The sequence below is a fragment of the Actinoplanes sp. ATCC 53533 genome (genome assembly GCF_003947245.1).
The window spans coordinates 1-713 of the sequence record NZ_QHHV01000607.1; the positions used below are offsets into that span (position 1 = coordinate 1).

The following is a 713-nucleotide window of genomic DNA, read 5'->3' on the forward strand; positions in this document are numbered from 1 at the left end:
AGGGCAGAGGATCGCCCCTACTGGCACGTCGATGTGGTAACGCGGTGAGGTACCGGCCCAGCTGGTGCCGGAGAGCAGCACCACATTCGGGCCAGGGCCGTCGGCCGGGAACAGATTCGGCATGTTCACGAGAAGCGCCCGGCCAACGCCGGTGTAGCGGAAGAATCGGAACTCGCCCAGCTGCCCGTCGCGGCGGCTCGCCTCGTCCTCGACGTATTGGAAGCCCAGCACATTACCCATGGGCGATTCGGGAACGGCAACCGCGAGATCGACCGGTGGTCGACGGACCTCGGTGGGCAGGGTATCGAACAGCTCGAGTTCGGCGGCGACCTCCGGCCACATGGCGAGCATCAGGTTGAGCCGGTGCGCCATCACGGCTACCGCAATGGCGAACTCCAGCCGCCACACGTTGCGGTCCAGGTCGCTGGGCGCGACCTTGGTGCCCTGGACCAGTTCGGAGCCGGTCAGGTCGGTGAGCCAGCTTCGGACGTCGGCTTCCCGGACGTCCTCGTCCGTATCGGAGAGCAGGCGTTCGGTCAGGTCCGCCAGGCCTCGTGCGACGCCATCCTCGGCGATATCCGTCGGTGCGTCGATGAAGGCATTGAACTGCTGCCGGAGTGCCTGGTAAAGGGGGTCGTCGTCCCACCCGGCGTCCTTGCTGCCGGAGAGTCCGGCCCAGTCCTGCGCCAGGCCATCGAACAGCGACCACGCGG

Annotated in this window: 1 pseudogene; it reads right to left on the reverse strand. The window is 67.2% G+C overall.

Annotated features, from left to right (window positions below):
- Positions 1 to 713, reverse strand: a pseudogene (locus tag DMB66_RS60270) (transposase); the annotation flags it as partial.